This is a genomic window from Chryseobacterium fluminis (assembly GCF_026314945.1).
Lineage (GTDB): Bacteria > Bacteroidota > Bacteroidia > Flavobacteriales > Weeksellaceae > Chryseobacterium > Chryseobacterium fluminis.
Genome location: NZ_CP111121.1, coordinates 1,742,198 through 1,766,008, shown reverse-complemented (window position 1 = coordinate 1,766,008; position 23,811 = coordinate 1,742,198). Strand labels below are relative to the sequence as shown.

19 protein-coding genes are annotated in these 23,811 nt (G+C 38.6%); 6 read left to right on the top strand and 13 right to left on the bottom strand.

Translation table 11 applies throughout. The annotated features are described in order from the left end of the window. Positions 1–319: 319 nt before the first annotated feature. The 3 genes from ODZ84_RS07755 to ODZ84_RS07745 form a co-directional block, all read right to left on the bottom strand. Positions 320–2,443: a cation:proton antiporter gene (locus ODZ84_RS07755; protein WP_266176410.1), complete on the bottom strand. Its 2,124-nt coding sequence runs from the start codon at positions 2,441–2,443 to the stop codon at positions 320–322. A 7-nt stretch (positions 2,444–2,450) separates the two neighbouring features. After that, positions 2,451–3,014: a hypothetical protein gene (locus ODZ84_RS07750; RefSeq protein WP_266176409.1), complete on the bottom strand. Its 564-nt coding sequence runs from the start codon at positions 3,012–3,014 to the stop codon at positions 2,451–2,453. 122 nt (positions 3,015–3,136) lie between these two features. Continuing rightward, on the bottom strand, positions 3,137–4,042 hold the full coding sequence (locus ODZ84_RS07745; RefSeq protein ID WP_266176408.1) for a DMT family transporter: 906 nt from the start codon (positions 4,040–4,042) through the stop codon (positions 3,137–3,139). A gap of 143 nt (positions 4,043–4,185) precedes the next feature. On the opposite strand from ODZ84_RS07745, the gene purE reads away from it, so the two are divergent. Next, the gene (purE, locus tag ODZ84_RS07740) at positions 4,186–4,686 is read left to right on the top strand and encodes a 5-(carboxyamino)imidazole ribonucleotide mutase (protein ID WP_266176407.1); all 501 of its coding nucleotides are present in this window, start codon (positions 4,186–4,188) and stop codon (positions 4,684–4,686) included. Between the two features lie 103 nt (positions 4,687–4,789). On the opposite strand, the gene yiaA is transcribed toward purE, so the two are convergent. From yiaA to ahcY, 3 genes are all read right to left on the bottom strand, one after another. Then, positions 4,790–5,182 carry an inner membrane protein YiaA gene (gene yiaA / locus ODZ84_RS07735; RefSeq protein WP_266176406.1) on the bottom strand — a complete coding sequence of 131 codons (393 nt, stop codon included), beginning with the start codon at positions 5,180–5,182 and terminating at the stop codon, positions 4,790–4,792. Positions 5,183–5,331: 149 nt separating this feature from the next. Next, entirely contained in the window at positions 5,332–6,144 is an 813-nt protein-coding gene (locus ODZ84_RS07730; protein ID WP_266176405.1) for a hypothetical protein, read from the bottom strand. Positions 6,145–6,284: 140 nt separating this feature from the next. Further along, positions 6,285–7,601: an adenosylhomocysteinase gene (ahcY, locus tag ODZ84_RS07725; protein ID WP_266176404.1), complete on the bottom strand. Its 1,317-nt coding sequence runs from the start codon at positions 7,599–7,601 to the stop codon at positions 6,285–6,287. Positions 7,602–7,769: 168 nt separating this feature from the next. On the opposite strand from ahcY, the gene ODZ84_RS07720 reads away from it, so the two are divergent. Next, positions 7,770–8,300, top strand: coding sequence for a HugZ family pyridoxamine 5'-phosphate oxidase (locus ODZ84_RS07720; protein WP_266176403.1), 531 nt, complete (start codon positions 7,770–7,772; stop codon positions 8,298–8,300). Positions 8,301–8,543: 243 nt separating this feature from the next. Here ODZ84_RS07720 and ODZ84_RS07715 read toward each other — a convergent pair whose 3' ends face one another. Beyond that, positions 8,544–9,125 (bottom strand): GLPGLI family protein, encoded by a 582-nt coding sequence (locus ODZ84_RS07715; protein ID WP_266176402.1) that lies wholly within the window; start codon positions 9,123–9,125, stop codon positions 8,544–8,546. A gap of 342 nt (positions 9,126–9,467) precedes the next feature. Then, entirely contained in the window at positions 9,468–9,830 is a 363-nt protein-coding gene (locus ODZ84_RS07710) for a hypothetical protein (RefSeq protein WP_266176401.1), read from the bottom strand. A gap of 419 nt (positions 9,831–10,249) precedes the next feature. Here ODZ84_RS07710 and ODZ84_RS07705 point away from each other — a divergent pair, with 419 nt between their 5' ends. After that, positions 10,250–10,864: a 4'-phosphopantetheinyl transferase family protein gene (locus tag ODZ84_RS07705; protein ID WP_266176400.1), complete on the top strand. Its 615-nt coding sequence runs from the start codon at positions 10,250–10,252 to the stop codon at positions 10,862–10,864. Here the strand turns inward: ODZ84_RS07705 and ODZ84_RS07700 are convergent. From ODZ84_RS07700 to porU, 3 genes are all read right to left on the bottom strand, one after another. Next, positions 10,845–13,130: an FUSC family protein gene (locus tag ODZ84_RS07700; RefSeq protein ID WP_266176399.1), complete on the bottom strand. Its 2,286-nt coding sequence runs from the start codon at positions 13,128–13,130 to the stop codon at positions 10,845–10,847. The two genes, ODZ84_RS07705 and ODZ84_RS07700, sit on opposite strands and share 20 nt — an antisense overlap. Positions 13,131–13,462: 332 nt before the next feature. Beyond that, positions 13,463–14,626 carry a type IX secretion system outer membrane channel protein PorV gene (porV, locus tag ODZ84_RS07695; RefSeq protein WP_266176398.1) on the bottom strand — a complete coding sequence of 388 codons (1,164 nt, stop codon included), beginning with the start codon at positions 14,624–14,626 and terminating at the stop codon, positions 13,463–13,465. A 60-nt stretch (positions 14,627–14,686) separates the two neighbouring features. Continuing rightward, positions 14,687–18,595: a type IX secretion system sortase PorU gene (porU, locus tag ODZ84_RS07690; RefSeq protein WP_456298824.1), complete on the bottom strand. Its 3,909-nt coding sequence runs from the start codon at positions 18,593–18,595 to the stop codon at positions 14,687–14,689. Positions 18,596–18,758: 163 nt separating this feature from the next. Here porU and gldJ point away from each other — a divergent pair, with 163 nt between their 5' ends. Next, positions 18,759–20,363: a gliding motility lipoprotein GldJ gene (gene gldJ / locus ODZ84_RS07685; protein ID WP_266176396.1), complete on the top strand. Its 1,605-nt coding sequence runs from the start codon at positions 18,759–18,761 to the stop codon at positions 20,361–20,363. Between the two features lie 64 nt (positions 20,364–20,427). Further along, positions 20,428–21,699 carry a UDP-N-acetylmuramoyl-tripeptide--D-alanyl-D-alanine ligase gene (locus ODZ84_RS07680; protein ID WP_266176395.1) on the top strand — a complete coding sequence of 424 codons (1,272 nt, stop codon included), beginning with the start codon at positions 20,428–20,430 and terminating at the stop codon, positions 21,697–21,699. Here the strand turns inward: ODZ84_RS07680 and ODZ84_RS07675 are convergent. After that, entirely contained in the window at positions 21,692–22,303 is a 612-nt protein-coding gene (locus tag ODZ84_RS07675; RefSeq protein ID WP_266176394.1) for an NUDIX hydrolase, read from the bottom strand. The genes ODZ84_RS07680 and ODZ84_RS07675 overlap by 8 nt on opposite strands. A gap of 36 nt (positions 22,304–22,339) precedes the next feature. Between ODZ84_RS07675 and ODZ84_RS07670 the strand changes: the two genes are divergently transcribed. Next, entirely contained in the window at positions 22,340–22,729 is a 390-nt protein-coding gene (locus ODZ84_RS07670) for an SRPBCC family protein (RefSeq protein ID WP_266176393.1), read from the top strand. Between the two features lie 30 nt (positions 22,730–22,759). Here ODZ84_RS07670 and ODZ84_RS07665 read toward each other — a convergent pair whose 3' ends face one another. Further along, positions 22,760–23,809 carry an anhydro-N-acetylmuramic acid kinase gene (locus ODZ84_RS07665; RefSeq protein WP_266176392.1) on the bottom strand — a complete coding sequence of 350 codons (1,050 nt, stop codon included), beginning with the start codon at positions 23,807–23,809 and terminating at the stop codon, positions 22,760–22,762. Positions 23,810–23,811: the final 2 nt, after the last annotated feature.

The window sequence follows — 23,811 nt, the reverse complement described above, 5'->3', positions numbered from 1 at the left end:
GATATTTGAAAAGGCATCTTATTTCGTAAAATTTCTGAGCTCTAAGGGCTCACAATTTCCAGAATAACTTTTTTTACTCAGACAGTTAGTGAGACACTACCAAATAAAATGGTTTCCCTGTGAAGCAATCACAACATTACAGGAGTTCAAATAAGCATTATCTACCATAAAGAATAGATAGGATCACAATATTTTTATATGTTTCCAATTATTAAAAATTAAATTTACATCAAGCCGAAGAAAATTTAATTTCTCCAGGATTATTTTTTTTCATTCTTTATTCTTTAAGGCAAAATTAAATGTTATTCTCTTTACTTGTTTACTTGAAAATTTTCTTGATCACATTTCCGATTTCCATAAAATCATCATGGTTTCCGACAGAACGTTTTTCGGAACTCGTCTTGTCATATTCTGAAAACGGATAGATCAGCAGGTAATTGTTATCATTCAGTTTTCTGTTTAATAGCTTCGGGATCAGTCGCATCTGCGGAATAAATGAATGCATTCCTTTTTTTGCCATAAAAAGAATCAGGGCCTCATCTTCTTTCAGCTCCGAAGCGGTTTTCTCACCATCCTTCCAGCTTTTCATAATGATAAATTCAGCTTCTATATTGGCTTTTTTAAGGATTCTCTGCAGAATGTCCAGAATATTTTCCGGTGTATAGAAAACCATGGTTGCCCCGGAATTCCTGGCGATATTCCAGACCCTCAGCAGAGCATGGAAAAATCCGGCTTCCCGGTGCGCGTTTTCAGGAATCATCACCGCATATTTTTTTATGGTGGATAGAGGCTGCGCAGCATGATACACAAGAACATTCACATCATCATTCTGCAGATAACCGTTATAAAGATTATAAACAAAAGAAGGGGATAAGCCTTTTTCGTTTTCGAGCCCGATGATAAGGTCGGTAATATTCTGTTCTTTAATGACATTATTGATTCCGTTCACCACGTCATTGTCATATCTTTTCAGGGCTTTTAAGGAAACATCTGCCGACGCTGCTGAATCGGTTGCTTTATGAAGCAGTTTCTCGGCATTTTTTACAGAAGACTCGTTTTTATCTTCATTAATGACATTCAGGGCAGAGAGATTTTCCCTGTTGGTATGCGCTTTTATCAGAATTCCCAGATTCACCATTCTTTCTACCGTTTCTTCGTGATTGATGGCCAGGAGAATATTTTCCTCTTCGTGATTGTTTCCTGAGACGGTAGCTTCATTATCACTTTCCGCTATTTTCTGTGCACTCGACATCGAGATAAATGAGGAAATGGTACATGAGACCAGGATCAGAAGAATGCTGCCGTTAAGCACATGTTCGTTCAGCAAACGGATCGGTTCGCCGGTTTCAGTTTCAGAAAGAATAATATTGTATCCCACCATTACAGAAGCCAGTGTAGCTGCCGCAGATGCAGAACTTAATCCGAAAATAAGCTTTCCTTCTTCTTTAGAAAGTCTGAATGTTTTCTGTGTGGCAACCGCCGAAAGATATTTTCCGCCGATGGAAGCGACCAGCATGATACCGGCAACTTCTAACGTTTCCCAGCTTTTAAAGAATACCGTAAAGTCAATCAGCATTCCGACACTGATCAGGAAAAAAGGAATAAAAATAGCATTTCCGACAAATTCTACCCGGTTCATCAGTGAGGACGTATGCGGAATCAGCCTGTTTAAGGCCAATCCTGCAAAGAATGCCCCGATGATGGCTTCTACACCTGCCAGTTCTGCAAGAAGGGCTGCCAGGTAAATCATCACCAGTACAAAAATATATTGCGATATTTTATCATCTACTTTTTTGAAAAACCATCGTCCGATCATAGGAAAAATAACCAGGACAATCAGTCCGAAAATAATGAATGATACGGATAATTTGATCCAGAATTCCGTTCCTACCTCTCCCTGTGACATTCCTACAATCACTGCCAGCACCAGAAGTGCCAAAATATCGGTGATCATCGTTCCGCCTACCGTAATATTCACGGCCAGATTTTTGGAGATCCCCAATTTACTGACTAAAGGATACGCGATCAGGGTATGTGATGAAAACAGACTGGCGAACAGTACAGAGGTCAGCATCGAAAAATGTAAGATGTAATATCCTCCCAAATATCCTAAAACAAAAGGAGCGGCAAAGGTATAAATCCCGAAGGTAAGGCTCTTCCATTTGTTTTTCTTAAAGTCCCCCATATCGATTTCCAGACCTGCAAGAAACATGATGTACAGAAGTCCGGTAGTTCCGGTAACAACGATACTGCTGTCCCTTGCCAGAACATTAAAGCCGTTCGGTCCGATGACCGCACCGGCAATGATCAGCCCCAAAAGATGCGGAACTTTGATTTTATTCAGAAGAAGAGGGGCTGCGAGAATGATAATCAGTACCAGTAAGAATTTAAGTACCGGATCTTCTATCGGAAGACTCAGGTTATGGATGCTCAGCAAAATCATAAGTGTTTTATTTGGTGGAACGTATCAGTTCTACAGAGAATTTGGCCATACAGTTATCAACAGTGATGGTGCGTGTTCCTCTGATTTTATTGTCGGAAATATCATTAAGAAGAATATTCATTTCCACCTTTTTTGCGGCGGTGGAATCGGTCTTGAAATTCAGCTTAATTTCATTATGATCAAACTTTCCTGAATAGACTCTGATCAGGTTATTGTTATTAATGATCTTGGTAACCAGCTGTGTCGAATCGCTATCGAATTCCCAGGTATCTGTTCGCTGATCACCCACTACATAATCGCTGCAGTTGGACTCTGTACAGATCACTTTGCCATTCCACGAACCCGCAATTTCTTCCGGCCATTTCAGTATCTGTACAGAATCTTTTTTAGCGAAAATACTGTCTCTCATTTTCAGAAGCGACTGATATTCGAGTTCTTTTTTTGCGAATGATTTTTCTTTTTCCAACAGCTGCTGCTCCCGCAGTGCGATATTTCTTTCTTTGTCTTTATGATCACAACCTGTCAGCAGTAATACAATAACAGATAGAAAAGGAATAATATTTTTTTGCATATTGTCTGTCTTGGTGTAAACAAGATAAGAAAAAAAAGAAAAAATAAAACTTGCGGATGTGAGAGAAGTCTTCTCCTTAGTTCCGGCAAAGATAAAAATTCATCAAGCCGAATAGTATCAGGTCATTCAATTCTTTGTTTTTTAAACATCTGTGGATTATAATTAATGACAAATACTCCAAAAATAATCAGGACGGCCGCGATTATAAACTTTGCTGAAATCTCTTCTTTTAAAAGCAGCCAGCTCAGGAAAATGGAAATAATCGTGTTGACATAGGCCAGAATGGAAACCTGTACCGGGGAAACCTTGGTCAGCGCGTAATGATACGCGAAAAATGCCGCTACGGAACCAAAAAGGGCAAGGTAAAGCATCGCAGCAAAACTTTTTAAGCTCCAGTTTCCGAAATTATAATCTTCTGAAAATAAAAAAGCGAAGATAAGCTGTAATATCCCGGCAAAAATAAACTGATAAAAAAGATTCAGTGATATACTTTTGCTCTGTATTTTTAATTTTTTTGTAAAAAGAGTCCCTGAAGCCCATCCCAAGATGGCCGTGAACAGCAGTACGATCCCGATCCGGTACTCAGGATTGGCAAGATCTTTTATTCCATCCCAAAAAATAAAGACGATTCCGCTGAAGCACATCAGTAATCCGATAAAGGCCCGGAGGGTAAATTTCTGTAATCCAAGAGCCAGACTGCCCAAAAATACGACGATAGGCGAAGTAGCGCTGATCAGAGAAGTAAGGCTACTGGTCATAGTTTCCTCTGCAACAGTCGTTAAGCCATTAGCAATAACCAGCATCAGTAACGAAAAAATCAGCTGATATCCAAGATTTTTCCATCCGATCCAGCTAAACTGTTTCCGGTAAAGAAGGATAATAAGCATAATAATCCCGGCCAGAAACTGCCTGATCCCGGCAACAAACCAGGCCGGAATGGTCTCTACGGCAACACGGATTGAAAGAAATGTAGTTCCCCAGACAATGGCAACAGTAAGAATAGCGAATGTAAGTTTATAATCTTTCATATCAATAGCAATCAGCAAAACGATGCACTTTAATAAACGGAATGAATACAGTTTCCACTGTCTTCAGGTGACAGAACAACTTTTGCGCCTTTTTGCACGAACCTTATTAATTTTTTATCTTTGAACATCAAATAAACTGAAGAATGGTAGGAATTATTATGGGCAGTCAGAGCGACTTGCCAATCATGGAACAGGCTGCAAATTTTTTGAAATCTTTAGACATTCTGTATGAGCTGACCGTAGTTTCTGCTCACAGAACACCCGAGAGAATGTTTGACTATGCCAAAACAGCTCAGGAAAGAGGGTTGAAGGTAATCGTTGCCGGAGCAGGCGGGGCGGCGCATCTTCCGGGGATGGTGGCAAGCTGTACCACGTTACCGGTCATTGGTGTTCCGATTTTATCCAGCAATTCTATTGACGGATGGGATTCTGTACTCTCTATTCTTCAGATGCCGGGAGGTATTCCTGTAGCTACCGTAGCTTTAAACGGCGCACTGAATGCCGGAATTTTAGCGGCGAAGATCATCGGTACCGGAGACGCTCAGGTGGCAGGCCGCCTTCAGAACTATCAGGATGCTCTGAAGGATAAGGTATTGGGTACAGTGGATGATATTAAGGCGCTGCACCCTAACCAGTATGATTAATTTTATTATGACATCATAAAAAACATTCGCCCCGCAATTTTGCGGGGCGAATGTTTTTATTTTAACAGCAAATAAAAACTCTCCCAAAACAGGAGAGTCGTGTTTATTGCTCAAGCATATTGTCTCTTGTGTTTTTCTGCACGGCAATAGCGCCGAACAGGGCCAGCAAAAAGGCAAATGCATAAAACCCTTTTTCACTCGGAAGGATGGTTGCATTCCAAAGCCCGATGGCCAGTAATACAATGGAGGACAGCGTCGCAAACCAGCAGATTCCATAATAAATATCCGTTACCGGAATGTTTTCCAACTTATCACGCACTGCTTTCTGCAAAGAGACCACGGCAAATAAACCGTATAACAGGATCGTGAAATAATACCCTTTCTCATTGAGCAGCATTTCTGCTCTCACCAATCCTACGATAAAACCGATCATACCGGCTCCCAATGCAATCCACGATGCCGCAATAAATGCATTCGATACCTTTTGTTTTTTCATGTTTAATGTTTTTTTATCAAAGTTCTCAAAGATATAGATTTTTTACTATTCCGGGACGGGAAAATCCAAGGAATTGGTTATGTCATTAAAAAGAAGTAAGAATAATGTTAATTTAAAAAACGCCACAAAAAAGGGAAGTTCTGAAGGTCTTATTGCGTGATATATTCGTAATTATGTTTCACATATATATTTCCGTTGCTTTCTTTTCCGATCACCTGGGTTGGTAACTGCTTATCATTATATTGAATTTCATATATGATGTTTTGATTATTAATCCAATTTCCAGCGTTGTCTTTATAACTGATTTTTTCGGTAGTGTAGTTATTTGAACTTAATGCATAGGCTCCGCCAGTAGACACTTTAAAATATTTATTGGTGTAAGAAAAAGGATTTAATTTACCATCATAGGTGAATTCTCTTTTTGTAGTATATGAAAATGTTCCTCCGCTTACAGAGATTTCTGAAGAGATATTATCCCCGGTATAAGTGTATGATGAGGTACTTGGCTTTGTACAATCTCCGGACTGGCACTGGGTATATCCGCTTACTTTACCATTGTTATAGGTGTAATTTACTGTCCGGTTATAGTCTGAATTGCTGTAGATGGATTTAACTTTTTCAAGCTGTTCACCATTATAAATATATTCGGCGTAATATTCTAAACTGCCATCCGCTTTATAATAGTTTGTTTTAATAGGTCTTCCTGCCATATCGTACTGAAAAACCGAAGTTCTCCCGGCAGATACAATTTTGCTGAGTTGCTTCTGGCTATTGTATTCCAGCGTTGTTACAGTAGTTTCAGGATTTGCCGGATTATCATAATAAACCGTTATAATTTTGCTTAACAGGGCAGGCGGTGCAACCGCAGGATCTGTAATTATTACCGCAGTATCATCACTACTGTTGCAGCCTGTGAAGAATACCACTGAACTCATCATGCTTAAAAGAAAGTATTTTTTCATTCGTGTCATAATTTTTTTAATGTGCAAAATAAAAATAATCAATAATTTAGAATCATTAAAAAACTCTCCGATGATTCGGAGAGTTCTGTATATCAGGATTCATCTGTAATTCGGCAGGATCTTACAGATTAAATCATTTTCTAGTATCTGTAATACTCAGGTTTGAACGGTCCTTTCACGTCTACACCGATGTATTCAGCCTGTTCAGGAGAAAGCGTTTCCAGTTCTACACTTAATTTCTTAAGGTGTAAAGCAGCTACTTTTTCATCCAAATGTTTAGGCAGCATATACACTTCGTTTTTGTACGCTGCAGCGTTGTTCCAAAGTTCGATCTGAGCCAGAGTCTGGTTGGAGAAAGAGTTGGACATTACAAATGACGGGTGACCGGTAGCACATCCAAGGTTTACCAATCTGCCTTCAGCAAGAATAATTACTTCTTTACCTTCTTCCAGGGTATAGATATCCACCTGAGGCTTCACTTCAGATTTGGTGTGACCGTAGTTTTCGTTTAACCATGCCATATCGATTTCGTTATCGAAATGTCCGATGTTACAAACGATCGCCTTATCTTTTAATTTTAAGAAGTGCTCTTTTCTTACAATGTTGAAGTTACCGGTAGTCGTGATAACGATATCTGCGTTATCAACAACAGTATCTAATCTTTTTACTTCGTAACCGTCCATAGCAGCCTGAAGCGCACAGATCGGGTCGATTTCCGTAACCGTAACGATAGATCCGGCACCTCTGAAAGAAGCAGCAGTTCCTTTACCTACATCTCCGTATCCGCAAACAACCACTCTTTTTCCGGCTAACATCACATCGGTTGCTCTTCTTACCGCATCTACGGCAGATTCTTTACATCCGTATTTGTTATCGAATTTAGACTTTGTTACAGAATCGTTAACGTTGATGGCAGGCATTACCAAAGTTCCGTTCTTCATTCTTTCGTACAGTCTGTGAACACCGGTAGTTGTTTCTTCAGAAAGTCCTTTGATATCTTTTGTGAATTCAGGGTATTTATCGAAAACCATATTCGTTAAATCTCCACCGTCATCCAAGATCATATTTAACGGCTTTCTGTCTTCACCGAAGAATAAAGTCTGCTCAATACACCAGTCGAATTCTTCTTCATTTAAACCTTTCCAGGCATAAACCGGAATTCCTGCAGCAGCAATGGCGGCAGCAGCGTGATCCTGTGTAGAGAAAATATTACAAGAAGACCAGGTAACTTCAGCTCCTAAAGCAACCAGCGTCTCGATAAGCACAGCAGTCTGGATCGTCATGTGAAGACATCCTGCGATTCTTGCTCCTTTTAATGGCTGTGACGGCCCGTATTCTTCACGGATGGCCATTAAACCAGGCATTTCTGCTTCAGCAAGGGTAATTTCTTTTCTTCCCCATTCAGCAAGGGAAATGTCCTTCACTTTGTAAGGAACGTATTGTGTTGTAGTACTCATATGTAATGAATAAGGTTTTAATTCAATTGATAACGAACTGCAAAATTACGATTTATAATTCAGATACAAAAACGACACATCAATTCGGTCATATGAGATTTTACATAGCCAATATTATTTTTCTTTATTCTAAATAAACTATTTTTGCCATAATAAATTTTTTATTCTATGAACCATACCCATACCCAGGAAGACGCTCAGAAACAGGCAAAGCCTCTAACTCCGAAAGTAAAGGAACTGATCGCCCGCACCAGGAGTGTCATTTTAGCCACCGTTGATGCGGAAGGAATTCCCAATTCAAGTTATACACCTTTTGTTGAAATGAACAACACTTTTTACATTTTAGTATCATTCATGGCAAAGCATACCAAAAACCTGGCTGACGGAAGAAAAACTTCAGTGATGTTTATTGAAGATGAATCCTCAACCAAGCAGATTTATGCCCGTGAAAGACTGACGATCGAGGCGTCAACCTCGCAGATTGAAAGAGATTCTGAAGTCTGGAATACCGTTGTTGTCGAACTGAAGGAAATGCACGGAAAAGTAGTAAACGTTATCGCTGAAATGAAAGATTTCATCTTAATCGGTCTTCATCCGATCAAGGGCTCGTATGTAAACGGATTCGGAAGTGCCTATTTTGTAGATCAGAATCTGGAGATCATGGAACACAGAAACGACGTAAACCATCAGTATAAATAGTACCGATGAGAACCGCAAGGTTCAACGGTTAAGTCTTTCATATTTTAATTTCTAATAGGATTATAATTCACTTGAATCTGGGTTTGAGTGAATTTTTTATAAACTGGCTTTAACTTATAGTACTGAACTAATATATAACTACCTAATAAGAAAGATTTGATACTCCGATTGAAATCTGTTAAAAAAAGGTGAAAAAATTTAAGCATCCAAGGGGATCCTTTCAGAACGAATGATAAGTTAATATCAATGAGATGGTTTTTCTTCCCATTCAAATGTTTTTTCAAGATGAGGTCTTACAGTAACTATTTTTCCGGTACTTCCGGCAACCTGAGCATTATTCATATATTGATTCCCTTTCTCATCCTTTAATTGAATATAGTCCTGTACCTGTATCTTAGTAAAAGTTTTAAACTGTGGATTGAAGTCAATTTTGCTTTTGTCATTGAGATCAACACTAATCGCTTTCCATATGTCATAATCTTTACTGTCTACCCGTACATCAAGGATGGTGCCCGGAAGACCATAAAATTTAAAGGGACCAATAGGGTACGGTATTTCTTTTGTAAAATAAGCCGTAACCGATGAACCACGAAAAACAGTTGTTGCTTTAAAGCATTCATAACCAAGAATCTTTTTAGAAGTCTTATAATCTATTGCCCATATAATATCGGGAACATTATCATGAATAAAAAAGTCTCCTTCATTTTCCAAGTATTGGGTATAGAAAAAATCTTTGTTTTGATCTCTAGGATTTATTTTAGAGATAAAGTAAAAAATCTTTTTGTATTTTCCCTTTTTTACCATCGCTAAACATAATATTACCATCCTGTTTTGATAGAACATTTAAGCCATCTGTATAAAGGTCTTCATATACATTTGCAATAGGTGAACGAACATTCAAATACTTTATATGGATCTTTTTTGTTTGGGAATTAAGTATCTCGGGAATAGAGATAAGAATGATAAAAAGAAACCTAATCATACTTACATATTTATTATATCTTGATTCATTTGCTGTACTCTGTACCCTTGCGCTCTTATAGCTGAAGGTACTCCAGACTGGTAAGTCATACAAAATTTTAGATTCATTTGACCAGATGTGTACATTAAAGCTGAATTAATGAGTTTTTAATTTTTTTGCTGTAAAATATTTGAAAATATAATAAATTAATAATCCGTTATAGGCTTATCTAAATTTGAACAATCAATTTTTGTAATTTCTTCTTGCAAGCTGTCGTGTAATTGTTTGTTTCCATTTATTCGAGTAATATATTTGTTTTCCTCATTAATACTAACAACAGAGACCGAATAATAAAAATATTTAATTAAATTTTTTTCAATGAAGCCAAAAAATTTATCTGGTTCAAAATCTTTATATATTATTAAAAATGTTGATTCTGTATATCTATATATTTGATGAAAGTTAGATGAGGCAAGAACACATAATAAAAATTTTCTTGCTTTATTATGATCGTTTTTAAAATCACTTTCACAATTTTTCACATCATAAGATAAATGATATAATGTCATAATTATTAATTTAATTGTTTCGTCAATATTACAAACAAAAACAACATCTTCATTACGGAAAACCGTAACGAGGAGGGTGTATCATAACTAAACCATGTGGGTTGAGAATCTTTAAACGAAAATCCTTCTCATACAGGAGGGATACAGGAAAATTTAGTAAAAAAGGCCGTTTTTACGAGTTGTGAGACGGTCTCTTTTGCTAGTGTAAAATTAGTACGTAGACGCCATAAATTATTATATAAATCTGATCGGGATTCATATAATGACAACTTAGACAAACAAAATTTGTGTCTCAAATTAGCTGTAAAATGAAACTTTGGATATAAAAACAAGGTGGGCTAAAAACTTTCTTTAATCTTCGGTAACCGTCATCTTTCAGCCAAAATTATTTTTACTAATTTTGTATCATAAATATATCCATGCCTCTTTACCGCGATTTTTCAGATGATACTGCCACCATTCTTGTATGGAAATACGATGAGAAGGAAGATTTGAATATTCATGAGCTTCTGGAGCCTGAAAATGCCGACAAAGTAAAAGATTATCATCCGAAAAAATTACTGGAGGTATTAATGGTCCGTAAACTGCTGAAAGGTCTGAAGCCGGATTCCAAAATATTATATAAAGACAGGGAACCGTTTTTATCGCCCAAAGATGCAGAAATTTCCATTACCCATTCTTTTCCTTTTGCTGCAATTGCGATTTCCAAAAGCAAAATAGGAATCGATATTGAAAAATTTAATCCCAAAATTTTACGGGTTATTGACAAGTTCACTTACGAAAATGAAAGAGGATTTATTCCCTTTGACAATGAAGTGACTTACTACACCATCATCTGGAGTGTAAAGGAAAGCATGTACAAAATTCATCATTCCAAACACTGGTCACTGAAAAAACATTATGACGTGAGACCTTTTGAATTAAAACATCTTCATCATATTAAGTGTAGAGTGTATGACGACCATATATCTGATGAATTCAAGGCCAGGGTAGAATTTTTCGATGACTACTGTTTTACGATTGTTGAAGAGTAGCTGTTCCTGCAGTAGTCATATTTTTAGACTCGTTTTTATAATTTTCAATTACCTTTCGCTGTTCTTTGGCAACATCATAGATCAGCTCAAGAACGTCATGAATATTTTTAAGTTCTGTTAAATGAGATATTTTATCCGGATCTCTTCTGTCGTACCCTTCATTTTCTATGAGTTCGGTTTTTCTTTTTAGGATCAGATCCTCAAGTGATGAATCTTCAGGTTCGATGCGGCTTTCCATTTTTAGAACCTCACTTATGGTATCACCATTCAGAAGATTGGAGACCTGCTGCATTTCTGCCTCAATTTTTTTGCTCCAGCCTTCAGCATCTATCTCAGGATATTTTTCATTATCTTTCACATACTGCGAAAGAGAAGCGGTGTAAGCAGTCACCAGATGAGAAGTGGCCACAAACTGATGAACGACTTCCAGTTTTTTCTGCTGATTTTTCGGCTCGGAAATCATTCTTTGAAAATTGTCCGAAAGATTGGCCAGGGAGATAATAGCATTTTTACGTTTTACTTTATAATCCTCAAGGTTGTGCTTTTCGTCCAGAAACTTAGCAATAACACTCTGAAAATAACTCAAATTGCATTCAGCCGATTTTCTCATCAGATCAAGATTCTGAGTGTGCTCCCAGACCGGAAGAACAATATAAGCGACCAAAGAAGTGATTAAACCTGCAATAACCGTATCAACAATCCGGTCTCTGAAAATAATATCGATGTTGCCCGGGCTTAAAAAATTAAAACTCAGAAATACATAAATGGTCATGAACAGTACGGCCCAAAAGTATTTCCCCTTTAAGAAACTGAAACACATGACCATACTTAAAAGCAAAATACCAAACAGCAGGGCATTGATATGGATGACATGCAGGATTCCATAAGCAATGACCGCCCCGACAATGGTTCCGTATAGCCGCAAAAGATTTCTTTTTTTGGTAATAGAGTAGGCCGGTTTCAGGATAGCGACCGTGGTAATCAGAATCCAGTAGGTGTGCCCGATCCCTAAAAACTGAAACAGCGAAAAGGAGTATCCTATCAGCAAAGCGATGGTAATTCTCAGTGCATGGCGAAAATGGGAGGAAGAAAAAGAAATATTATTCCTTAAAACCCTGAAATTCAGCTTTTCTTCATTAGGCATGAATTTCCTTAAATCCAATCCTGTTGAAAGGCTTTTTGCCAGTTTTACGTTTTGTGAAAAAACTTTATAAATCTCATTGATCTCTTTGGTGATTTCATTAATGCGCATTAAGATCTGGCGCAGAATCATGAAATTTTCAAAATTATCCGGAGAGATTTTTTTATTTCTGAGTTCGAAATAATGATGATTCAAATTTCTCAGTTCTTCATCGAGATCATAAACAGGTCTGGCTTTTGTTCCAATCTGGAGAGAAATTCCGATATTGGTCATTTCTTCTGCCAGCAGATTCAGATAATCGTGAATACTGACCAGGATGGTCGTATCCTCAAAACTTTTCTGAAGTTTTTCATAGTCACTTTCCGAGGTCATTAATTTCTCATGAAGATCCATAGAATTCAGCAGCATCAGCATCAGCAAACGGCTGGTCGTGGTGGATTCATTCACAATGACCCGGGTTTTGAACACCGTTTCCCTGGTTTCTTCCTGAAGGTTTTTTATTTCGATCTGCTTGGCAATTACCTGCGTAGTCAGTTTGTCGAAGTCCGGATTTTTTTCGTAATAATTGGCCTTGATCTTTAAAAATTCGGCCAGCTGAAGATAGTTCTCACCGATCATCTGGCTTGCCAGTTTGTAAGGCTGAATGGTAGTAACAATTAAAAATATCAGCAGAAACCAGATACATCCTGATGCAAAAATCAGTAAGCTTTTAAAAATATCGGCTCCCGTCAGGTGCCCGTCGATGAATATGGCCATCACCACTAGAGACAGTGAGCCTACTGCCGCCAGTCTCTGCCCGTACACGCCAATTAATGAAAAGAACATTCCGAAGATGATGATCTCCGCAAAAACCAGAATCTTCACATGCATGACCATACTGGCAATGAACGCTACGAAGACAAAACAGAAAATAGCAAAGGTAAGTGCATTTCTTCTTCTGATAAACGGTCCCGGCTGATCGGTGAGAGCAACAAAGCTGGTTCCCAGGGGGAAAAGAAAATATTCTTTTAAAATACCGAAGTGGGCGAGGACCAGACAGGGCAGAACAGTAGCCAATGTAATCCTGATGGCAGAATATACATATTGGCTGGTTACGAATTTTTTGAGTTCCGCGGAATAATTCATATTGCAAAAATACTTATAGAAAATAGAAAAGCCTTATAAAAATAAGACTTTTGTAGAGATATCTTAGGGTATTGAATTTTATTTTAATGTGAATTGTGAACAGTCATTATAAGCAGTCGATTTATTGCGGCACTAAAATGATACATTCTGGCTGTGGGCAAGATGTCAGCTAAAGATTTCGGGCAGATTCCGGAAGGCTGAAACCAAGGATAGGAGAGAAGCGAAAAGAGCTTCAAATGACAGGTCTGCTTTTAGTAAATTCAGATCACTGAGTGTGGAGTAAATCAAAAAAGCCCCATAAAATGAGGCTTTGTATCAGAGAAGATATATTTTTAATAATCTACATTAGAGGTTTCATCACCGATATTCCAGGTAAGACCGAAACGAAGGGTGTTATCCAAAGCAGTATTAATTTTAGACATATTGATCAGGTAAGAAATATCCAATCCGAAAGAACGGTATTTTAAGCCAATACCCGCCGTAGCAAATTGTCTTGCTCCCTGCTCTTCACTTTCGTGAAAATATCCTGTTCGCACTGCGAAGGCATTGTCATAAGAATATTCCAGCGCACCGCTATACATAATAGAGTTTTTGTTATCGAACGATTTTGAAATACCCTGTATTACACCTACGTTAGGCACCGCATAGATGGGCTGTCTTGTATTAGGATCCATTCCTACAAATTCAGAACCCGGAACTAGGATCTTAGAACCTTCAACACTGATTCCAACCCGGTTCATATCATCCAGGTACATATCATAGCCTACCCCTAATCTGGCCATGGTCGGAAGATAAGATCTGGATTCTTCATTTCCTGTATAATCCAACTTCGGACCAAGGTTCTGAACGGCAAAACCGGCGTTTATTTTACCATCCATATTTCCTAAACCTGAAAATTTTGGAGAAGTATAATAACCCGAAATATCTACCGCAAAAGAGTTAGCAGGCTTAAGGGTCGTATCTGTGTTGAACCCTCCGGCTAAATCGGAACGGATATATCTACCCGTAACGGCCATTGAGTAAGAATCTGAAAGTTTAAGACCATAAGCAATATCAATAGAGAATTCGTTTGGTTTCGAGGTACCCATGGAAGTTACATCATTTCCTACTAACTGAGTAAGGTCTACTTCCCCCATATTAAAGTAATAGATACTCGCAGAGATGGTAGATCTTTCTTCCTGCCCTAAGAATTTATGGAACGCTCCATATAGCAAAAACACATCATTGGTAAGTTTTCCCATGTAAGGAGTATAGTTTAATCCTACGGAAGAACTTGTTCTGCTAAAAGGATATTTCGCAGCATTCCAGAACTGAGAAAATGCATCAGGTGAGGTTACCACCCCCTGGTCTCCCATACCTCCGGACCTTGCATCCGGCGCGATTCTTAAAAAGGGAGCTCCCGTCAATACTGGTCTTACCAGGCTCAGATCCTGAGCGTAGCCTAAAAAACCAGCACCTAACCCAATTCCTAAAAGCAGTTTAGTAGTTAAATTCATATGTTGTCTTTTATATATTATCAGTTTTTTATTAATATGTTTAGTATTATTATTTTAAAATTATTTCAAAAGTACCATTTTTTCTATAGCGGTAGCACTTCCTTTGCATTTTTCTTGATTTTGACTTTTTGCAAATATCTTAAAAATATACGTACCTTTTGCTACTGTCGACCCAAAATCATCTCTTCCGTCCCATTCTATTGCCTGGCGTGGTGTTCTGAAGCCCTGTAGGAAGGGTTCTGCGACCACCGGCTGAGATAAAGTTCTTACCAGTTTCCCTGTTATGGTATAAATTTGAACATTCACATCCAGAATATCATCACAATTGTGTTCAAACTGGATGTACGTTTTATTGGTAAAAGGATTCGGCCAGTTTAAAGGTCTGTTAATGATCAGATGCTGATCGGCCTCATTCTTAACTTCAAAGTTTAACGTAGAGGTTGTCGAATTATTGTTTATGTCCCAAACTTTAAATGTCAACTGATGCTGACCGATCGCTAAATTCCTGAAAGGGTAGGTAACGTTCCCTTTCTGATAGTCTGCTAAACTTGGACTCAAACATCCGTTTCCTTCACCTGAAGCATAGAAGTCGTTCAATACAACGGTGTTAATGATTTGACCGTCCAAATATACAGTAATATCATGACCGATACCAGATCCTGTGGAATTAATTCCCGTATCATCCGTAACACAGGCCAGCAGCGTCGGATTCTGATCAGTGATTCCGCCTTCTGCAAAGTTGGTATTGTTCATGTACAATTTCACTTTTGGCGGCTCATTATCATTAATCCCATTAGGGTTAATATCTCCCACCTGTACGGCCTGGTTATTAAATACGTCAAAGTTTTTATTATCCGCATATCCTAATATTCTGCCTTCCCCTACGGCATAATTAATATCTTTCGGAACATAAAATTCTACATTGAAAACCCCGTTTACAGCAGTTCCCGATGCTTTAACAATAGCGCTTCCTTCTTCTGTATAATTTAAAACGGCAAGATTACCGTCGTTATTCAATGTTTTTTTGTTTAACCTTTTATCAAAAATATTAATCACCACTCTTCCGTTAAAGGTCGTATTAATCGTTCCGTTCGGATTATTGATATGACCTTTTACTTTTACGAAATCCAGTCCTCTGATTAATCCGGGAACCGGAGTCTCAATATTATCAATGACCATTAATCTCTGAGGTCTGCTTAATTTCATGGCGGGGTCACCCAGTAAATTTACTTTTAAGTGGTTGGAATCTCCCGGCTTTAATTTTTTAGCATTTAAATGGGCATTTCCTAATGTATTGAAATCATCGCCCGTTAATTTGAATATCTCCTTTGTATAAAGATTGGTAAAATCAATACCGTAACCGATACCCACCGCACGGCTTGAAGTGATCATGGTAGCAGGTCCTCCCTGTTTCAGCTTCATAAACTGCTCTCCTGCAGAGAATGTTGCGGGCTCATCCCACAGCGTAAACTCACAGGTGATGGTGGATACAAAAGGGAATCTGCTGTATACGTTCGAGTAATTGTTGGCGTTCTGAATCTCATCTGTTGTCAGCACTCTTTCCTGTGCCCAGCCATTAATCCCTCCATGCCCGAAATAGAACAGGTACAGACTGTTTCCGATATCATTGGAAATCGCCTGGTTTACCTGCGGATAGCGCTGTCCTCCTGCGGTACTTTGTGCCTGGAAAGCATCAAGATACAGTTTTCTTACGTTGTATTCTCTCAGCAGAGTAGATCCGGGCTGTTCAAAAACATCTGCCAGCGTATTGTTCATTACCGTATGGAAAGGAACAGGATTGCTCGGAGATTCATCGTGATCATCATCTACGACAAAATCCAGTTTCATACGCCATTCTCCAAATGGAGTAGACTGTCCCGGCATATTATTATAATACGCCAGGATTTTATCGATCATATTACCGGCTTCCGTATTATTGGCTGCAGGAATTCTTCCGATCGGAACATCAGGCATATTGTTCGAAAGAGAAGCTGATGTCTGCGGCTTGGTCATAACGATATAGTCATCCGTTACGAAAGAATTGATATAATCCGCAGAATCTTCACTTTCATAGCTGGACACCACATTAGAATTATTGGAAATTCTGTTTTTGTAATCATAAGAAGCATCGCCGACGATCAGAACATATTTCAGAGTTCCCAGGGGGGTATTTAATTTGGTGATAAAATCTCTGATCGCTGTCAGATCTCTGCTTCCGCTCCCGAATTCGTTATAAATCTTATCCGTATCAACGATTTGTACGTTATAGTTGTTTTTTGTCTGATGGTAATTGGCCATTCTCTGTGCCTGACCCATCAGTTCAGGAGTGGTGATGATAAGATAGTCTACATTCTGTAATGCGGAAAGATTCTGATTATTAATCCGGCCTACAAACTGAGGACTGAAGGCGGCATCATTTTTAAAAGCCACAAATTCATTGTTGAAATTTTGATCTGCGGCAATATATCCGAAATTAAAAGTAGCGTTTCCCGCTGCCTTATTCACCCTTCTGTTAGCATTCGTAATATCGGTAACATCCCAGATCTGCTCCATTCCCGATGCATTTGAAACACTAAAACCATAATTTGTGTTGCTTCCGCTCAGCAGGGAGAAATCTCTGAAGTTCATCTGAGTCCCGTTGAATGTAAGATTCTGCTTATACTGCACTTCTACATAATCAAAATAATACGTTCCGTTAGGATTTACGGTGATATTGGGTTTGTAATTAAATGTAATCTGGGTACCGCTCAGATTTGAGATGGTTCCGGCATATCTTGAAAGATAAAAGTCGTAGTTGGAATTGGCTGTATTGGCAGGTATCACTACCGTAATAGGATTTTGGTTATTAATATTGAATTCCAGACTGTTCTGCTGCGATTTAAAGCCTATGGCCTGTGTTCTGTACCTTACGACATCGCCTGCCTGAATGGGTGTTTTTGTATTGAAGGTAATGGTCTTCGGACTGGTGAAAGGCGTGTCTTCTACCCAGATCCGTCCTACTTTTAATAAATTTTTCTGGTCGATATTGGTAACCTGATAATCGTCATACCTGGTAATAAGGGGAGTGGCCGGAAGATTGACATCTACTGCCTGAACTCTTTTTCCCGGACCTTTATCGAAGTTAATATAATAGTATGAAAAATCTTCGTAAATATTTTTGACGTTATTGCTGTAATCGTTTCTGTTTTCAGATCTCTTGAAGCCATTACCGTTATCGTTGTTGTAAAGGTTGTATCCGTCCGGTCCCTGTGCATAGAACAGCGCGTAGTCTCCATCATTCCATACGCCGTCATCTTCACCGACGACCTGAATGGCATTTTCCTGGAGGGCACTGTATTTTGCATCCTGATTAAATTCAGGAAGCATAATGCCCCCGTTTCCGTAAACTCTGAAGTTTTTTGGGTTTACAGAAGAAGGGTTGATCCCGTTGGCACTCAGAAACTGAGCCGTTATTTTGAAAATTCCGGATTTATCGACTTTTATTTTATAAAAATTTCCGCTGGAAAGAGGATTGTTTGTGGTTCCTACTTTAGCTGTGCTGAAATTACTGATGGAAGATCCGGATTCTGAAATTTCGAAAGAAGATAAACGCTGAGCCCTTCCGTTTACTCTTTTTAACAGAGAAACATTAATGCTGGCGTATCGATCCCCTTCAAAATAATAATAATCAACATCACTGATGTCGCGTTCCGGTAAAAGATCCTTGTTCAGATCATACAGATCTCTGGCGGAAACGTTCTCCCAGACCGGGTTGGTTATTTTTATCTGTCTTTCTCCGATTTTTTGCTTGGTTAGTATAAAAATGTTATTTTGGCTGAACGAAAGTCCTTCATTTTTAATATTAGGAAGTGTCAATTTTGTATCACCAAAGTCCTGAACTTTTGATCCGCTCCATTCGATAGAGATTCTTTGGGCGTAAATCATTGACACGAAATTGATTAGGAGTAAAATCGTAATTTTTTGTCTCATGTTTATTTTTGAAATTTCTAAATTACAAAATAAATGAAAATTTTATAATTAAATTGCGATACAATAAAATTAATTTGTTAACGTTTTTCAAAAAAATCAATCTTTATTTGATTTATTGAATAATTTATTTTTTCTTTGTACTTTGAAAATATTTATATCGACTATGAAAAAACTACAGTTGTTTTCATTAATAGCATTAAGTTCTACACTTGCATTAACCAGTTGTGGCGGCGGAGGTACCAACAAAGGTGGCGGTACTAAAAAGTTTGTCAGCAAGACCGGTTGGAAGCCAAACGAAAAACAAGGTTGGTTTTTTGCAGGAAAGCAACAAAAGCAGAAAGGTTGGCCGGGAATGGTATATGTAGAAGGTGGAACTTTTACCATGGGATTAGTGAAAGATGATGTTATGCATGATTGGAATAACTCGCCTCGCAGAATGCAGGTAAGCTCATTCTTTATCGGAGAAACAGAAATTACTAACTACGAATACCGCGAATACCTTACATGGTTGAAGTACGTATTCCCACCAAGTGATCCTAGTTTTAAGGAAATCTACAACGGTGCTTTACCGGATACCTTATTATGGGATAACAAATTATCCAGAAATGATTACAACGAAACCTATTTCCGTTCTCCGGAATTCGATTACTATCCGGTAGTAGGGGTTTCATGGACTCAGGCTAACAGATATTGCGAGTGGTTAACAGACAGAGCAAACGAAAAGGCTTTAATGCAGGCCGGTATCATCGCGAAAGATCTGTATATCAACGAATCAAACAATCAGGGAGGTACGGCATTTAATATGGATAAATTCAAATCGAATGATCCTGAAATGCAAGGTTATATAAACGAAAAAAGAATGCAGCAGAAGAACGGTATCAAAACTACCAATCAGAGACTGCTGTCAGCAAACAGGTCTCCAAGCAGTGCTATGGTGCAGAAATTCAGACTTCCTACAGAAGTGGAATGGGAATATGCAGCTTTGGGGATGGCCAAAAACAGAGAGTACAACCAGTATCAGGGTAAAAAACCTGAAATCGAATTGTTAAGAGGAACCAAAGGAAGAGACAGAGGGATGTTCCTTGAAAACTTCAAAATGGGTACAGGAGATTATTCAGGTATTGCCGGTTGGAAAAATGACGGGTCTGCAAGAACTTCAGACGTAAGACAGTATCCATCCAATGACCTTGGAATCTACGGAATGTATGGCAACGTCTCTGAATGGACTGCAGATGTTTACAGACCGATCATCGATGAAGATTTCAGTGACTTCAACTATTACCGAGGAAATATGCCTCAGGCAATCGTAAGAAACGGAGACGGAACTTACAAGATGGTAGACGAGAGCAACATTAAATACGATACTTTAGCTGACGGAAGATTGGTTTATAAGAACTTACCGGGTCAGTTTGAAAGAGAAACCATAGCAGACTACAGAAACTACAGAGATGGTGACAGACAGTCTTCATTAGATTACAGAAGTACTTCGGACTCTGTGAGCAGCAGTGAGAATATGTACAATGCGCCTCAGAAACGTTTCATCGTAGATGCTGCAGGTAAAGTAATTCTACAGAAAGACAGAAAAGAAAGAACTTCTTCAATGACGAATGACATCAGAGTTATTAAAGGGGGATCCTGGCAGGATACAGCTTATTGGCTGGATCCGGGACAAAGAAGATATAAAGACCAGAACAAAGCTTACGGATGGATCGGATTCCGTGTAGCTCAGGACGCCAGAGCAAGCGACAAAGCAAGAACGAGAAGATAATATTATCAAAAAAATACTTATAGAAAACCTTACGTAATCCGTAAGGTTTTTTTATTTTTGGACTATGAATATAGAACAGTTTTACCCGATATTTTTACAGTCAGAGAAGGTCACTATTGATAACCGTAAGATTAATAAGAACGATATTTTCTTTGCGTTTTCAGGTGAAAATTTCAATGCTGCCACCCAGGCCGGTAAAGCGATTGAAGATGGAGCATTGGCTGTCATCGTGGAACAGCAGGATTTTGAAGATACAGACAGAAATATATTCTATGTACGTTCAACACTTGAATTCTTACAGGAGCTTGCCGTGTATCACAGAAGGCAGCTTCGGATTCCTGTAATAGGACTCACAGGAAGTAATGGGAAAACGACTACGAAGGAAATTATCCATGCTGTGCTTTCGCAGAAATTTAACGTACAATATACCAGTGGAAATTTAAATAATCATATCGGGGTTCCTTTGACTTTGCTGTCTGTAAAGCCGGAACACGAGATGGCAGTCATCGAGATGGGGGCCAATCACCAGAAGGAAATTGAGCTCTTATGCAGTATTGCCCAGCCCAATTTCGGATATATTACCAACTTTGGAAAGGCCCACCTGGAAGGATTCGGTGGATTTGAAGGAGTAATTAAAGGAAAATCTGAGCTGTATGAGTATCTGGAAAGTCATGCGCAGACTATTCTGGTTAATGAAAATGATGCTATTCAGGCAGATAAAACAAAAAGCTATTCCCCTAAAATTACCTTTGGGAAAGAAAGTTCAGATTATCAGTTCGGGCTGTTTTCTGGAGAACATTTTGTGGGATTAAGCTACGAGGGAACGAAAGCTATTTCTCAGCTGACCGGTGAGTACAATTTTACCAATCTGTGTGCCGCAGCAAGTCTGGGCCTGCATTTTGGAATTGATTTTGAAAAGATCAGGCAGGCTATTGAAGAGTATACGCCTACCAATATGCGTTCTCAGATTGTCAAAAAAGAAAACCAGACCCTGGTACTGGATACGTACAATGCCAACCCAAGTTCGATGGTGGCTTCTTTGAAGAATTTTATCACTTTTGAAGGTTCCAAAACTATTATTATCGGAGATATGCTTGAACTAGGGGACGACAGCGAAAAAGAACATCAGAATGTCCTCAGATTAAGCCGCGAACTCAATTTTGACGGGATTATTACCGTTGGAAAAAATTTCAGAAGCGTGAATGCGTCAGAAACATCTTTTGAAAATACTTTACAATTAATAGAATATCTTAAAACGAACAAAATTCAGTCTGAAAATATTCTATTAAAAGGATCACGGGGCATTGCTCTGGAAAAAGCGATCGGCTTTATCTGATCTTTGTATTCCGGAATTCTTTGATGATCAGCTTTATATTTTGAAATGTGCTTGGGAAAACCTCGTCTTCGATCTGAGCGGCGTTTTTCCATGCCACTTCCGTAATACCTTCCTCGGTCTGTGGTTTTGAGGTATCTTCTCCATCGAAATTCATTTCAAACCAATGGGTACATTTCAACACTTTATCGCCATTTCTTTCTACGTAAATATGGTAAGTAGTATTGATAAATCTCACCAGTTCCACATCCTTTAAACCTGTTTCCTCTTCAATTTCCCTTACGGCAGATTCTTCACGCGATTCTCCCGCTTCCATTTTCCCTTTCGGAAGATCCCATTTTCCAAGTCTTCTGATGAAAAGAATATCTCCGTCAGGATTACTTACAACCCCGCCTGCAGCTTCAATAATTCTGAAAAGCCCCTGAAATTCAGTCCATATGGCATCGATATGCTCACCAAATACGTTCAATTCCGTTACAGATGTATTCTCTAAGAGATCCAAAGCAATCTCCAAAGATGTAACGTCTTCGTATCCAAAAGTTTTTTCAAGATTTTCAGACTGCTTAGACAGTAATAATTTTTTTTCGTTCACAAAAACTTTATACATTTGTAAGAATTAAGAATTTAAATACAAAAATAAAAAATGAATTTAGAAGGACGAAAGATTATTGTTAATAAATCAGCTAAAGAATTAAGCGAACTCTTAAAATCTCCGGAAAATTACAAAGAGTTTATGCCGGATGGCCTTCAAAAGTTTGAAACCAGAGAAGACGGATTTAAATTCGGACTACAGGGAATGCCGGAAATTGCTCTGAAAATAGATGAGGTAAATGATGAGAAAGCAGTTTTGAAGTCTGCAAGCTCAAGCCTGGATTTTTCATTAACGGCTACTTTAAATCCTCTTAATGAAAGCCAGACTGAAGTACAGATGCTATTTGAAGGGAAGTTTAATCCATTTATAAAAATGATGGTGGAAAAACCCTTACAGAACTTTATCAATACTTTAACGGATAAGATCGAAGCTTATAAATAAGATCACAGACCTTCAGAAATGAAGGTTTTTTTATGCAATAATTCCTGAACTGTGATTCTCCGGACTTCCTGTTGCAGAGGCAAGAACATTGATCTCATTATTCAGCTTTAAAACACCCATCAATGCGAAAATCAAAGCTTCCTTATAATCAATAATATCTTTTTCCGGTATGATTACTTCAACAGCAGTTTTGGATTTTATTTTTTCAATAAGATAGGTGTTGTAAGCGCCGCCGCCGGTGACAAGTACGTTCGAAATAGGATATTGATTGAGAACATTTGAAATCTGAAGGGCGATATGCTCGGTACAGGTAGCCAGAAGATCGAGGGTAGCTATTCCGCTTAATTTAGGGAAAATGTACTCGTTGCACCATTCGATTCCTAATGATTTAGGATGACTCCGACTGTAGAATTCGAGTGCGTTTAACTGTGTTAATAATTCCGGAATAACTTTTCCTTTTCTGGCAAGATCACCATTTTCATCAAAACTTTTATGAAGATCACTGGCCAGATAATTCAGTAAGATATTCACAGGCGCAATATCAAAAGCAACTCTTTGCTGATTAACCTGTAGAGAAATATTTGAAAAACCTCCCAGATTAAGGCAGGCATCATATTCAGAAAACAAAAGCGCATCACCGATCGGCACCAGGGGGGCTCCGTTTCCGCCCATCAGAACATCCTGCGTTCTGAAATCATAGATCACGGGCAAGCCGGTCATTATCCTGATTGCTCTTCCGTCACCGATCTGTAAGGTGAATTTTTTCTGTGGCTGGTGAAAAACGGTGTGACCGTGAGATGCGATCAGGTCGATATCTTTCAGACGGTATTTCCGTAAAAAATCTGACACTTCTTTTCCAAGGTAAAAACCATAGGCAGAATTGAGTTCAAAAAGTTCTTCAGAAGAAAGATGAATAGCCTCTTTCAGCTTCTCTTCCCAGAATAAAGAATAGGGGATGGTTTCTGCCTGCAGGATCCTGAAGGTCCAGGTCGTCTCTTGTTTCTTAAATTCTGCAAAGCAGATATCAAGACCGTCTACGCTGGTCCCGGACATCAATCCGATGGCGTGAAAAGTCATCATCC

Bases quoted from the DNA above. Each gene is read 5' to 3' on its own strand.
- ODZ84_RS07755 (WP_266176410.1), bottom strand. From the start codon at position 2,443: ATGATTTTGCTGAGCATCCATAACCTGAGTCTTCCGATAGAAGATCCG.
- ODZ84_RS07750 (WP_266176409.1), bottom strand. From the start codon at position 3,014: ATGCAAAAAAATATTATTCCTTTTCTATCTGTTATTGTATTACTGCTG.
- ODZ84_RS07745 (WP_266176408.1), bottom strand. From the start codon at position 4,042: ATGAAAGATTATAAACTTACATTCGCTATTCTTACTGTTGCCATTGTC.
- purE (WP_266176407.1), top strand. From the start codon at position 4,186: ATGGTAGGAATTATTATGGGCAGTCAGAGCGACTTGCCAATCATGGAA.
- yiaA (WP_266176406.1), bottom strand. From the start codon at position 5,182: ATGAAAAAACAAAAGGTATCGAATGCATTTATTGCGGCATCGTGGATT.
- ODZ84_RS07730 (WP_266176405.1), bottom strand. From the start codon at position 6,144: ATGAAAAAATACTTTCTTTTAAGCATGATGAGTTCAGTGGTATTCTTC.
- ahcY (WP_266176404.1), bottom strand. From the start codon at position 7,601: ATGAGTACTACAACACAATACGTTCCTTACAAAGTGAAGGACATTTCC.
- ODZ84_RS07720 (WP_266176403.1), top strand. From the start codon at position 7,770: ATGAACCATACCCATACCCAGGAAGACGCTCAGAAACAGGCAAAGCCT.
- ODZ84_RS07715 (WP_266176402.1), bottom strand. From the start codon at position 9,125: ATGGTAATATTATGTTTAGCGATGGTAAAAAAGGGAAAATACAAAAAG.
- ODZ84_RS07710 (WP_266176401.1), bottom strand. From the start codon at position 9,830: ATGACATTATATCATTTATCTTATGATGTGAAAAATTGTGAAAGTGAT.
- ODZ84_RS07705 (WP_266176400.1), top strand. From the start codon at position 10,250: ATGCCTCTTTACCGCGATTTTTCAGATGATACTGCCACCATTCTTGTA.
- ODZ84_RS07700 (WP_266176399.1), bottom strand. From the start codon at position 13,130: ATGAATTATTCCGCGGAACTCAAAAAATTCGTAACCAGCCAATATGTA.
- porV (WP_266176398.1), bottom strand. From the start codon at position 14,626: ATGAATTTAACTACTAAACTGCTTTTAGGAATTGGGTTAGGTGCTGGT.
- porU (WP_456298824.1), bottom strand. From the start codon at position 18,595: ATGAGACAAAAAATTACGATTTTACTCCTAATCAATTTCGTGTCAATG.
- gldJ (WP_266176396.1), top strand. From the start codon at position 18,759: ATGAAAAAACTACAGTTGTTTTCATTAATAGCATTAAGTTCTACACTT.
- ODZ84_RS07680 (WP_266176395.1), top strand. From the start codon at position 20,428: ATGAATATAGAACAGTTTTACCCGATATTTTTACAGTCAGAGAAGGTC.
- ODZ84_RS07675 (WP_266176394.1), bottom strand. From the start codon at position 22,303: ATGTATAAAGTTTTTGTGAACGAAAAAAAATTATTACTGTCTAAGCAG.
- ODZ84_RS07670 (WP_266176393.1), top strand. From the start codon at position 22,340: ATGAATTTAGAAGGACGAAAGATTATTGTTAATAAATCAGCTAAAGAA.
- ODZ84_RS07665 (WP_266176392.1), bottom strand. From the start codon at position 23,809: ATGATGACTTTTCACGCCATCGGATTGATGTCCGGGACCAGCGTAGAC.